Consider the following 12,816-nt stretch of genomic DNA (forward strand, 5'->3'; position numbering starts at 1 on the left):
AATGACCTGATCCTAGTACATGTTTGGTTTTTGGCTTAGCCAGGTTGTGCTTAGCTGAAACCGCCCCCCAGCGATTGCCAAAGGGTAATACGGTTTTCCAGATCGGTCTGCTTCAGGGTAATCAACTGTTCCTGTGCTGACCACAGGGATCGCCGGGCGGTCAGTACGCTAAGGTAATCCGCAGAGCCGGCGCGGTAAAGGCGCTCTGCTGAATCCAACGCTTGCTGCGCGGCCGCGACATAGTTGCGCTGGGCATCCAGTTGCTCGTTAAGCGTTCCCCGGCGGGCGAGTGCGTCAGCAACATCCCGGAAGGCGGCCTGAATGGTTTTTTCATAGCTGGCTATCAGCCCTTGCTGCTGGGCTTGCGCATAACGCAACTGTGCGAGATTGCTACCGCCGGCAAACAGGGGCAGGGTGACGGAAGGTGAAAATGCCCAGATGCGTGAGCCGTGGCTGAACAGGTTGGCGAGTGAATTACTGCCCACGCCGGCACTGGCGGTCAGGGTAATGCTCGGGAAGAAACTGGCCCGCGCGGCGCCAATGTTGGCGTTTGCGCTTTTTAGGTTGTGTTCCGCTTCCTGAACGTCCGGGCGGCGCAGCAGGACGGAAGACGACACGCCCGCAGGCACCAGAACGATGCTGTCATCTGTCAACGATTCCAGTAAACCCGGTAACAGCGAGGCCGGCACGCTGGCGCCGACCAGCAAATCAAGCGCATTTTTATCCTGCATGACCAGCGTCTGGTAGCTGGCCACGCTCGCCCGCGCCTGTTGATAGACCGTTTGCGCCTGCGCCACATCAGAACTGGCCGCCACGCCGGCCTGCTGGCGGCGCAGCGTGACGGCCAGCGAATCAGCAGCAGACTGCAGCGTGTTTTTCGCCAGGGCCAGGTTACTGTTATCGGCGGCGAGTGTCAGCCAGGCAGTGGTAGTGTCGGCTATCAGGGTGAGGCGCGTACTCAATGCGGTATATTCGCTGGCAAGCCAGGTTTCCCGGGCGGCGCGCGTCAGGCTTTGATTGCGGCCGAACAAATCCACTTCAAAGCTGGATACGGCCCCCTGCGCCTCGGCGCTTTCACTGACGCCGTATGCCAGCGTGCGGCTTCGGGTAAGGCTAAGATCGGCATCCAGCGCCGGAAACAGTGAACCGCGCTGTTCGGCATACAACGCCCGGGCGGCGGCGATATCAGCCAGTGCTTTCTGCAAATCCCGGTTGCTGTGCAGGGCCTGGCCGACCAGTGTCTGCAGGCGCGGGTCGGCAATCACGCGTTTCCAGCCCGCCAGTTCAGCGGCGGCCGGGTTCGGCGATGCCTGCCCGCTGGCGCCCGGCCATACGGCCGGAACCGGTGGGGCGGGGCGTTGCCACGCAGGATCCAGGGAGACACAGCCCGCCAGAAACAGCGCCAGGAAAACAGGGGTGAAACGTCTCATTGCGAACCTCCGCTAACCCGACGGCGGGAAACGCCTTTAACCAGTACAAAGAACAGCGGCACGAAGAAGATGGCCAGCAGGGTGGCGGTAAGGGTGCCGCCGATAATGCCGGTGCCGATGGCGATACGGCTGTTGGCGCCGGCGCCGGTAGCCAGCGCCAGCGGCACCACGCCGGCGATAAACGCCAGCGAGGTCATCAGGATCGGGCGCAGACGGGCGCGGGCAGCGTTAAGCGCCGCTGAACCAAGCGAAAGCCCTTGTTGCACGGCAGCCTCCGCGAACTCGACGATCAAAATGGCGTTTTTCGCCGATAGCCCGATGGTGGTCAGCAGCGCCACCTGGAAGTAGACGTCGTTATTCAGGCCGCGCAGCGAGGTGGCCAGCACGGCGCCAAGGAGGCCGAGCGGGATGACCATAATGACGGAGAGCGGCACGGACCAGCTCTCGTAAAGCGCTGCAAGGCACAGGAAGACCACCAGTATAGAGATGGCATACAGGCTGATGGCCTGCCCGCTGGCCAGTTTCTCCTGCAGTGACAGGGCGCTCCACGCCCAGGTGGAACCCGGCGGCAATGCGTCGGCCAGCGCCTCCATTTTTGCCATCGCCTCGCCCGAACTGAAGCCATCCGCATTTTCGCCCTGGATCTCATAGGCGGAAGAACCGTTATAGCGCGACAGGCTTTCCGGCCCCCAGATCCAGCGCGTCGTGGCGATGGCGGAGAACGGTGTCATTGCGCCTGATGAACCACGGACAAACCATTTTTCCAGATCGGAAGGCTTTGAGCGGAATTGGCCGTCACCCTGAAGATAGACGCGTTTTACCCGCCCCCGGTCCACAAAGTCATTGACGTAGGTACCGCCCCAGGCCGTCGAGAGTGTGGTGGTCACATCACTCAGCGCCAGGCCGAGCGCCACGGCTTTCGCGTTGTCGGTATCTACCTGTAACTGGGACGTTTCTGGCAGCGTATTGGCGCGAACGGCGTGCAGCTCCGGGCTTTGAGCCGCCTGCTGTATCAGTTGGTTACGCAGGTTCAGCAGTTCGTTACGATCGGTGGAGCCGCTGGCCATCAGCTCGAAGGTGAAGCCGCTGCTCTGGCCCAGCCCCTGAACGGAAGGTGGGGTGAGGGCAAAAATACGGGCGTCGCGGATAGCGGCCAATTGCCGCGTGGCTTTTGCCGATATCGCGGCAGCGGAGTCTTCTTCGCCTTTACGTTGATCCCAGCTATTCAATTTGACGAAGGCCATACCGGCATTCTGCGCGCTGCCGGTGTAGTTAAACCCGGTGATGGTGAAAATGACGTCGGTATTGTCTTTTTCTTCGTTCAGGAACCAGTTGGTGATTTGTTGGTTTACCGCATCGGTGCGGCTGGCCGCCGCGCCGGCTGGCAACGATGCCTGGAGCATGATTTCGCCCTGATCTTCGTTGGGCAGGAAGCTGGCCGGCAACCGCCACATCAGCAGTGCCATCACCAGGCCCAGCGCCGCGTAAACCATCATCAGCGCGACTGGGCGCCGCAGCACCCGCAGAACGTTGCGTCGGTAGCCACGTTCCGTTCTGTCATAAAAGCGGTTGAAGCGGGCAAAGAACCCTGTGCTGCGGGGCGTATTGTGCCGCAGCAGCATGCCGCACAGCGCCGGCGTCAGCGTTAGCGCCACGATAACCGATAGCGTCATGGCCGCGATGATGGTGACGGAGAACTGGCGATAAATCACGCCGGTGGCGCCGCCAAAGAAGGCCATGGGAAGGAACACCGCCGACAGCACCAGGGCGATAGCCACCAGCGCACCGGAAATTTCCGCCATTGATTTTTCCGTGGCCGCTTTGGCGTCAAGCCCTTCATCGTGCATGATGCGTTCCACGTTCTCCACGACGACGATGGCATCATCAACCAGCAGGCCGATGGCCAGCACCATGGCGAACAGGGTCAGGGTATTGATGGAATAGCCAAACAGCGAGAGGACGCCAAATGTGCCCAGCAACACCACCGGAACGGCCAGCGCCGGGATCAGCGTCGCACGGAAGTTCTGCAGGAACAGATACATGACCGCCACCACCAATACGATGGCTTCAATCAGGGTCTTAACCACATCCTCGACGGACAGTTTGATAAATTCGGTGCTGTCCTTGGGATAGGCGACGGCATAGCCTTCGGGCATATTGCGCTGGTATTCGGCGATCTTTTCCTTCACCAGCGTAGAGGTTTGCAGCGCATTGGCGCCGGGCGCCAGCATCACGGCGAGCCCCGCCGCCGGGTGGCCGTTCAGCTTCGCCGTCATATTATAGGCCTGGCTGCCCATTTCGACGCGGGCCACATCACCCAGCCGGACGATGGCGCCCGCGCTGTCGTTTTTGATAATAATATTGCGAAACTGTTCCGGCGTCTGTAAGCGCGACTGGGCGTTCACCGTTGCCGTCAATTGCTGTTTCTCCGGTGCCGGGAGGCCGCCGATTTTCCCCGCCGATATCTGCACGTTTTGCGCCTGAATGGCGGCCGCAAGATCCCCCGGCATCAGCGAATACGCAGCCAGTTTGGTCGGATCCATCCAGATGCGCATGGCGTATTCGCCGCCGAATACCGTCAGCTCGCCGACCCCGGCCACCCGGGCCAACGGATCCTGAAGATTACTCACCAGCCAGTCGCCAATATCGGCGCTGGATGACTGATTGGTTTTGTCATAGAGCGCCAGGATCAGCAGGTAGTTGGACTGGGATTTTGTCACGGTCACGCCCACCTGCTGCACCTCGGTCGGGAGCCGCGATTCCGCCTGCTGGATCTTGTTTTGCACCTGTACCTGGGCGGTGTCGGCATCGGTACCTTGCGCAAAGGTCACGGTGATGGTCACCGTGCCTTCCGATGTGCTGCTGGAGCTGAAATAGAGCAGGTTATCCAGCCCGGTCAGTTGTTGTTCGATAACCTGCGTCACGCTGTTTTCCAGCGTTTGGGCAGAAGCGCCGGAGTAGGTGGCGCTGATGCGGATAGAGGGGGGCGCCACATCCGGATACTGTGCTACCGGGAGAATACGGATGGCCAGCAGGCCTGCCAGCATAATCAGGATGGCGATGACCCAGGCGAAGACCGGATGATTAACAAAGAAACGGGAAAACATCAGGATTGGCCTCCCGCCTGTTCCGTGGCAACGGGGCTGACTGCCTGGCCCGCGCTCACCTTGTCGGTGCCCTCGATGATCAGGCGGTCTCCGTCCTGCAGGCCCTTGACGATCAGCCAGCGATCGCCGACGGCGTCACCGGTGACCACCTGGCGTTTTTCGACTTTATTCTCTGCCGTGACGACCAGCGCGGTCGCATTGCCTTTCGCATCGCGGGCAATGCCCTGCTGGGGGGCCAGAATGGCGTTTTGTACCATCCCTTCGTTAATTCTGGCGCGGATATACATTCCTGGCAGCAGCAGATGTTGCGGGTTGGGGAAGACGGCGCGCAGGGTAACGGAGCCGGTCGCTTCGTCAACCGCCACTTCCGTGAGCTCCAGTCGCCCTTTCTCTGGATATTCCGACCCATCTTCCAGAACCAGGGTGACGCTCAGGGTATCATTATTGGTCGCCAGGGCCTGCTTGCGCAGGCGCAGCAAATCCCCGCTGGAGCGGGTGACATCAACATACATGCTGTCCAGCGCCCGGATGGTGGTGAGCGCCGTATCTTGCTGCGCGGTGACCAAGGCGCCGGGCGTCACGCTGGAAATACCAATTCGCCCACTGATCGGGGCGCTGACCGTTGTCCAGGCCAGCTGGATCCGCGCGCTTTCCAGTGCCGCTTTCTTCTCGCTTTCACTGGCCTGATCCTGTTCACAGGCGGAACGGGCATCATCGGCATCCTGGCGGGAAACGTCGTTGGTTTTGACTAACTGCGCATAGCGGCGGGCTTTGGCGCAGTCACTGCGCAGCAGCGCCTGGGCATTTTTCAGGGCGGCGGCGGCTTGATCAAAGGAAGCCTGGTAAGTGGCCGGGTCAATCTGGTAGAGCGCCTGGCCGGCCTTCACATCATCGCCTTCGCGGAACAGCCGCTGCTGAATTAATCCACCCACCTGTGGGCGCACTTCCGCCGTCATGGTGGAGACGGTACGGCCGGGGAGTTCACTGATAACGTTAAAAGGGGCTGCACGGAGCGTCGCAATACCAACCTGAACCGGCGGCATCGGTGAAACGGGAGCCTGCGTGTTGTCACAACCCGCCAGCATGATCGCCGTCACGAGGCAAAATTTTCGAAGAGCCATAATGTTACCCATAAGCTGAATTGACAAAATCTTGCCCCGATAGCAGACCCAAAATATCTTGTGTCGCGTTGTCATCGCGGGTGGTTCGGCCTTGCGGGAATGGCCGTTGCCTGCTTTGCCGGTGGATCGGTAAACTCTTTACAATACGGTACCGTACAGTTTTATGTGCGAAGGAATTATTGTCAAGGGAAACATCGCGACACATACGTACACATTTTCCCCGGTTGGGGGAGGGTATGGTGTAACGGCTTACAGATGCAGGAATAGTCCTGTCTGATGAACCTGTTCACCGGGCGGCTTTTTAGGCTTTTAACGGCGGTACAACCGGGGAATCGACGACAGCTGGCTGTGCCCTGATTGGTCAGAAGGCGTTTTTGTGCATACGCTGCCAGGTAAATCGGCCTTCACTTTAAAAGCATGATGCCAGCGTTCACATCTCCGGCCACCGCTTGATGGTTTAGCCCTTGGTTGATGGTGGATACGGGCAGGTCTTACCTCTTGACGCACAACTATGGCATAATTGACCCTATTAACTGCACTGTTTAGTTATTTATTTGACTGACTGCCGTCCTTATCTCAGTAAAAAATAGCGAGAGACCGATGAGAAAATTAACAGAAGAACGGCGACAAGCCATCATTACCGCGGCTGCACAGCTTTTTCAGGAAATAGGGTATGAGCGTGCGTCGATGGATGCCGTCGCCAGACGCGTTGGGGGTTCTAAAGCAACCCTGTATAACTATTTCGCCTCGAAAGAAGCGCTTTTTGAAACGGTCGTACGTGCCTACAGCGCGCGTTTTATGGCCGATGCGGCGGATTCACTGACGGAACCCGGCAGTGAGGCGCTTTCTCTGGAACAAAAGCTGACCCGATTTGGTGAGCGTATGCTGCAGGTGCTGGCCGGCGATAATCAGGCGCTGCAGATTTACCGGGTTGTGGTGGGCGAGGCCGGGCATTCCGATATCGGTAAACTTTTTTACGAATCCGGAATTCAGGACAGTATGGCAAAACTGGCTCAGGTGATGGCCGATGCGATACAAAAAGGTGAGCTGGAGGATGGCGATCCGATGTTCCGGGCGATGCAGTTCACCACGCTGGTGAAGGCGGAGACGGACATTTTACTGTTTCAGCGTGAATTGCCGCGTTATACCACGGCGCAGATAAAGCAAATGGTCAACAATGGTGTCCGCTTGTTCCTCCACGGCGCTTTACCGCAGGGCAAAAGTAAAAACTAGCCTGTGGTGGGCTGGGTGAGTACCGGCCCGCCTGCGTTTTCCCTCTCGCAGGCACCCTTCCTGTCATTAACCCGACCTCAGCAATGCCGCCCAGTGATTGATATCACACATAGCGGCCTGTATAAGGCTTGACAATTTTTCTTCATCCAATAAACTGAACCGTACAGTTAATTATCGCTTGGTTATGGAGTGTGGCTATGAAAATTGTTGCGTTGGTCGGGTTGGTTTCATCCGTGCTGCTCCTGTCGGGCTGCGTGTCTCTGTTCTGACGAGCAGCGTATTTTTCATTCATCAGGAGCCAGTATGAAGATCCTTGGTTTGATTGGCGTCATCACCACCGTGCTGATGTTAAGCGGCTGCCTTTCTATCGGCAGCCATCTGTAAAAGGCGGCAAGTCGTGTTCTGGCCGGGCCGGGTTAACCCACCCGGCTTTTTTGCGCCGTTAATTTGCGGTATAGAGCGCTGCGCGAAAGGCTGCGCAACGCATTTGGGCGCGTTTTCCGTTATTCCCCTTGGCAGGTTGCCGCGCTATTGGCTGACCAGCGCGCGGCAGTTTGCGCTATCTGTGCCGCCATCTGTGCCGTCAGGCCCTGCCAGGCGCTAAACAGCTGCGTATAGTCGCCGGTTGCGTTTTGCGTTAAATGGCTGCTACATACGATCCGGCTGCGTTGCTCCCCGCGCCGGGTCGACAAGCTCCAGGTCGCATCCAGGCTGGCGGCATTGCCCGGCCAGCTATCAAAACGCCTGATTTGCACCAGGATCCGCACCACCGGTTTATCGTCCTCACGCGCCAGCCCCGAGACATCCTGCGTTGCCAGACGCTGCGTGATTTGTGCCGACAGCGCCGTCTGGAGTTCATCGCCCAGCGGGCTTAGCCAGCGATCGTTATCCAGCACGGCAACGCTGCTGTCCCCCTGGCGGACGATCACCTGTTGCGTATCCAGTTGGGCCGGCACCCCAACCGGCAGCAGCTCAATGACAAACGGCGCCGGCGTGGCCGGGCTGGCGAGCGGGGCCGGGCTGACCAGCGTGTGGTAACGCACCTGCGGTGATGAGCAGGCGGCCAGGAACAGCGCGCTGCTAATGATCCAGGGCCGGAACGAGCGTTTCATCAATGTTTTCCTCCAGCGGGCGCGGGGAGATTGCCCGCATTTTCCAATACGGCGGCATCGCGCGGCCGCCCCTGCAACAGCGATTCAGGATGGCGATCGAGTTGATCGGTCAGGCTGCGAACGGCGCGCAACGTCCGGGTGGCTTCCTGCAGCGTTTGCATGAAGTTAATCAATAACGGTGAGTCTTCCGCCAGCAGATCCTGGGCATTTTCCGTGGTCTTCTGCGTTTGCTTCATCAGGCGGTTTGCCGCCGGCAACGTCTGGTTGTTCACCATGCTGAGCGTTTTACTGAGTTCGCTTAGGGTGCCGTTTAAATTATTGCCGATGGATTCCAGCGGCATTTTATTGATTTTCGTTACGATGCCGGCCATCTGTTCCTGAATTTTATCGAAGCCGCCGCTGATGGTGGGCAGTTGCAACGGCCTGGCCGAGATATCAAACTTCACTTTTGGCGCGTCGGGAACAAAATCAATGGCGATATACAGTTGCCCGGTCAGCAGGCTGCTGGGCACCGCCTGCGCGCGCAGGCCGTTGGCGACCAGATCGCGCGTGAACAGCGCCGTCTCATGAGCGAGATTGTCTGAGGTGGCCTGCGGCAGCTTGTTCAGCACGTTCCCCATGCGGGATGGATAAACCTCTATGCCCACCACGGTCGGGAAACGGTAACCTTTCGGGTTATAGTCCAGGTTGATGGAAACCACCTTGCCGATTTTGACGCTGGAAAACTCCACCGGCGCGCCGACGGTCAGGCCATGCACCGTGCGCTCAAAACGCAGTTGAAAGGGGATGGACGGGCCGTCGGCCGGGGACATGGCGGTATCCCTGTCCGGCGCCAGGGTAAATGTAGTGGGTTTGTTTTCGCCGGCCGTTGAATCTGTTTCCGGCGTGGCGAAAGCGATGCCGCCGGCAATGATGGCGGCGACGCTCTGGGTTTTTAAACGAAAACCGTCGCTTCCCACGGAAAGATCCACCCCGCCGGCATTCCAGAAGCGGGAATTGGCGGTGACCAGCCGATCATAGGGGGCTTCGATAAACACCCGCAGATCGACGCCCTTACCGTCTTTGCGCAACTGATAAGAGGCAATGCGCCCCACCTGAACCCGGCGATAATAAACCGGTGAGCCGATATCCAACGAGCCAAGATCGTCCGCCGCAATGATGAACTGGCTGCCCGGCGTATCGCTGATGATGGCCGGCGGAATTTCAAGCCCGGTAAATTCGGTGCGGCTGTCGGACGATTCGCCGCGATCCACGCCGATATAGGCGCCGGAAAGCAGAGTATCAATGCCGCTAACGCCGCTGACGCCAACGCGCGGCCTGACCACCCAAAAACGGGTGTCGGCGCGGGCCAGGTTGTCCGCGCTTTTCGTCAGTTGCACCTTGACCAGCACCTGTGAGTTATCGCGGCTTAGCGTAATCTCTTTGACGGTGCCAACGGTGACGTCTTTATATTTGACGGCCGTTTTACCGGCTTCAAGCCCGGCGGCGCTGCGAAAGGCGATCGTGATTTCCGGCCCGGCGGCAAGCCGGGCCTGGATGAGCATGGAGAGGGCGATCAGCAGTGCAATCACCGGAACCAGCCAGATAAGGGCATTGCGCCAATGCCGGCGGGCAAGCACCGGTTCGCCAGGTTGCGGACGCATCATTCATCACCTTCCCAGATTAATTTTGGATCAACACTTAAGGCTGACAGCATGGTCAGTATCACCACCAGAGCAAAGAACAGGATGCCGGCTCGCGGCTCGGCTTCGCTCAACGAATGGAAGCGCACCAGCCCGCAGACCACCGCTACAACCACCACATCCAGCATGGACCAGCAGCCGATCCACTCGGTAATGCGGTACAGCCGGGTGCGTTCACGCCGGGCCCAGCGGCTTTTTCGGCCGGCCGAGATCAGCAGTACGCTTAACGATAAAAACTTCATACAAGGGATCACTACGCTGGCGATAAAGATAATGGCGGCGATGCCATAGGAACCGCCACGCCAAAACTCCAGCACGCCAGACAGGATGGTGCTTTCGCTCCCCCGGCCAAACAGGCTGGTGTACATCACCGGCAGGAGATTGGCGGGAAGATAGAAAATCATGGCAGCAACCAGAAAGGCCCTGGCGCGCGTGTGATTTTCCGCGTGCGCGCCAACCAACAGGGCACCGCAGCGGGGGCAATGCTGGGGGTGGCCGGCGCCGGGTTGCGCATCGCAAACCAACCCACAGAGGGGGCAGCCGCGAACCTGCATTTGCCGGGCGAAAGGGGCGTTATTCATGCGGCGCCTCTTCACGGATAGGCAACAGCGCCCACAGCGGGCGTAGATCTCGGCGGGTGACGAGAATAATCAGCACGGCCGATGCCGCCAGTGCCCAACCGCCGGCGGCGGGCGCAACTTCCAGCAATGAGGATAGCTTGACGGCGGCGACCAGAAAGCCCAGTACGCCGACTTCCACCATACTCCAGGGGCGCAGCCAGACCAGCGCTTTCATTATGGTGATAAACCCCGGCGCGGCGCGGCGATAGTGGGCAAACAGCAGCAGCCAGGCCAGCAGAATGATCTGCAGGAAGGGGGCGGCAATCAGCAAAAAAAGGCTACACAACGCCAGCAACGGGAAGGCCTCCCCCGGCGATAGCGCCCATGCGGCCTGCCAGAGCGTAACGTCATTGGTTACGCCATGAAAACCGACACGCATCACCGGGTAAAGACAGGCGATGGAAAAAGCGATGGCGGCGGCCAGGGTCAGCGGCAGCGCACGGTATATGCCGCGGCCGTCGCCCTGCCAGAGAACGGCATGGCAGCGTTCGCACAGCGCGGTGTTGCCGGCCGTATACGGCCGATAGCGGTAGACGCTGTCACACTGTGGGCAGACGGTCAGATGCGGGTATGTTTTCATGTTCAGGCACGGAAAAGCCATTGTGGTAGACGATAAAAGCGCAGCCGGTTCAAAGAACCGGTCTGCCGCTGTGGTTTAATGATGACATTCAGTCATCGGCTTGCCCTGGTGTGGCGTTTTATCATCGGGCCAGCGGGGGGATAATCTCCGCTTTGCCCGCAACATGGCTGATTAGAACTTGTAGCTGAAGCCGGCGGAAACCAGGCCCACACCGTCTTTATCGACCATTGGGCTGTTTTTCACTTCGTCCGGCAGCGCTTCATAACGGGCAGAGACAAAGGTGGTCCACGCCGGTGTCACGTGGTAACGCACCGCCAGCTCGGCATACGGCGTGAAGCTGTCTTGCGGGTCATACGCGGCCAGCCCGCTGCGCTGCGATTCACGCTGGCTAACGCCAAAGTAATATTTGTTCTGGTCTTTGCTGTCCCAGCGCACGCCCACTTTAGGCACCAGTTCCCAATCGTTGAGCGTTATCGGGTACAGATAGGCGGCATTGGCGGAAATGCCATCGCTGTTGTCGAGGACATCGCCGGCCACCGAAGCGTTGAAATGGCCGAAATCGGTACGCAGGGTATATTCCACGCCGGCAACGGCGGTGGAGTCACGCCGATCCAGCAGCTTCATGCGGCGATCGTCACTGTCTTTCGGCCTGAACTGGCGTGGGTCATAAGCGGCAAAGACATCAAGCTGATTGACATCATCCTTCCACAGATGCACACCGCCTTTGATACCCTGAAAAAACAGATAGTCGCTGTCATAGCTGATCAATGGGAAAGGAAATACGGTGGGATCCGTTTCACGATACGGGCTTTGGGCCGCCCCGGCGGAAAGCCCCAGCGCCAGGCCATCGGCCAGCGCCGGTGCGGAACCGAGCACGGGAAGTAACAGCAACGCATGACATTTCCGAACAGAAAGGCTTTTCATGATGTTATCTCTTTACGCTTGAATGAGTGAATTGCAGCCCCCGCTCGGGGGCTATTTCAATATCCCGGCAAGTTCTTCAGCACCTTTGTCGATCCCCACTTCGGCCGCGCTAAGCGAGCCGACGCTGGCGGAGACATTCATGGCGTTCGGATACTGTTTGGCGACATAGGCATGCAGCAGGGTGTTGGTCGCTGCATCGTAAACTTCAACGGCATAATTTACTGAACCACTGAACATCCCCTGACCACCGCGGATTGACTGTACGATGTTATAGGGGCCGCCGGCCAGATCGAATTTGGTTACCGTGCCGACAACCTGGGTGGTGGTATCGGCCCCGGTGAGGGTCAGCTTCAGGCGCAGAGTGCCCGGCGCGGGGGCGGATACTTCGCGAAAGCGTGGGCGCAATTCTTCGGCAAACTTTTTCTGCATGTAGCTGGCGAGCTGCTGGCGGTCTGCTGGCGCCATATCGCCGAACTGGTTATCCGCCCCGTGATAGAGGATGACCGGATCGATAATGATGCTGTTGTATTTCTGCCAGTCCACCTGAGGGGCGTAGCGATAGGGAATACGATCGGCGTTATCGCCGGTATTAGGCGTCAGCTTAGCCGCCGAGTCGATACCGGTATAGCGGACGGGCGGATTACTGGAGCAGCCGGTAATCAGGATGGCAAGGCTTAACAACATGGGGCTTGCAGCCCGGGATAACGTCATCATCTCAAATGTCCTGTAGTGTTTAGGGAGTCGTTACACGATTGTTTTTGGCATTCAACGCCGCCCTGTCTGATGGACAGGGCGCTGCGTTTATCCTTAAAAAGGCCGCCAGGCAAAGCGTGACGACCTTGAAGACAATGCATTATAACTGTACGGGCTAGTTTTAATTACTCTCATTACGTTGTCAACAAAATGTTTCGTATTTACTTTCGTGTTTGGCTTCGGGGGGAATGGCCTTAAGAACGGGAAAGGGATGTTGTGCTGGTGGGGCGTTAGTGCTGGGCTAGTGGGATACG

At 58.7% G+C, this 12,816-nt stretch carries 10 protein-coding genes; 1 reads left to right on the top strand and 9 read right to left on the bottom strand.

The features are described from left to right. Window positions 1-50: 50 nt before the first annotated feature. From ABFX35_RS00600 to ABFX35_RS00610, 3 genes are read right to left on the bottom strand one after another with little or no spacing between them, the layout of a single operon-like run. A complete protein-coding gene (locus ABFX35_RS00600) occupies window positions 51-1,430 on the bottom strand; it encodes an efflux transporter outer membrane subunit (RefSeq protein WP_346078565.1) in 1,380 nt (459 codons plus the stop codon). After that, a complete protein-coding gene (locus tag ABFX35_RS00605; RefSeq protein ID WP_279024428.1) occupies window positions 1,427-4,537 on the bottom strand; it encodes an efflux RND transporter permease subunit in 3,111 nt (1,036 codons plus the stop codon). The genes ABFX35_RS00600 and ABFX35_RS00605 overlap by 4 nt, the downstream gene beginning before the upstream one ends. Next, on the bottom strand, window positions 4,537-5,658 hold the full coding sequence (locus ABFX35_RS00610; RefSeq protein ID WP_279024429.1) for an efflux RND transporter periplasmic adaptor subunit: 1,122 nt from the start codon (window positions 5,656-5,658) through the stop codon (window positions 4,537-4,539). The genes ABFX35_RS00605 and ABFX35_RS00610 overlap by 1 nt, the downstream gene beginning before the upstream one ends. Before the next feature lie 600 nt (window positions 5,659-6,258). Between ABFX35_RS00610 and ABFX35_RS00615 the strand changes: the two genes are divergently transcribed. Then, window positions 6,259-6,891 (top strand): TetR/AcrR family transcriptional regulator, encoded by a 633-nt coding sequence (locus ABFX35_RS00615; protein WP_346078568.1) that lies wholly within the window; start codon window positions 6,259-6,261, stop codon window positions 6,889-6,891. Between the two features lie 503 nt (window positions 6,892-7,394). Here ABFX35_RS00615 and ABFX35_RS00620 read toward each other — a convergent pair. From ABFX35_RS00620 to ABFX35_RS00645, 6 genes are all read right to left on the bottom strand, one after another. Beyond that, complete coding sequence (locus tag ABFX35_RS00620) at window positions 7,395-8,003, bottom strand: PqiC family protein (RefSeq protein ID WP_346078570.1); 609 nt, start codon at window positions 8,001-8,003, stop codon at window positions 7,395-7,397. Next, complete coding sequence (locus ABFX35_RS00625) at window positions 8,003-9,649, bottom strand: PqiB family protein (protein WP_346078572.1); 1,647 nt, start codon at window positions 9,647-9,649, stop codon at window positions 8,003-8,005. Before ABFX35_RS00625 ends, ABFX35_RS00620 begins: the two co-directional genes overlap by 1 nt. Further along, window positions 9,646-10,266: a paraquat-inducible protein A gene (locus ABFX35_RS00630; RefSeq protein WP_346078574.1), complete on the bottom strand. Its 621-nt coding sequence runs from the start codon at window positions 10,264-10,266 to the stop codon at window positions 9,646-9,648. Before ABFX35_RS00630 ends, ABFX35_RS00625 begins: the two co-directional genes overlap by 4 nt. After that, window positions 10,259-10,885: a paraquat-inducible protein A gene (locus ABFX35_RS00635; RefSeq protein ID WP_346078576.1), complete on the bottom strand. Its 627-nt coding sequence runs from the start codon at window positions 10,883-10,885 to the stop codon at window positions 10,259-10,261. Before ABFX35_RS00635 ends, ABFX35_RS00630 begins: the two co-directional genes overlap by 8 nt. A 171-nt stretch (window positions 10,886-11,056) precedes the next feature. After that, entirely contained in the window at window positions 11,057-11,809 is a 753-nt protein-coding gene (locus ABFX35_RS00640) for a MipA/OmpV family protein (RefSeq protein ID WP_346078578.1), read from the bottom strand. A gap of 51 nt (window positions 11,810-11,860) precedes the next feature. Continuing rightward, on the bottom strand, window positions 11,861-12,523 hold the full coding sequence (locus ABFX35_RS00645) for a DUF3313 domain-containing protein (RefSeq protein WP_346078579.1): 663 nt from the start codon (window positions 12,521-12,523) through the stop codon (window positions 11,861-11,863). Window positions 12,524-12,816 lie beyond the last annotated feature (293 nt).

Source organism: Gibbsiella dentisursi (assembly GCF_039539505.1).
Classification (GTDB): Bacteria; Pseudomonadota; Gammaproteobacteria; order Enterobacterales; family Enterobacteriaceae; genus Gibbsiella; species Gibbsiella quercinecans.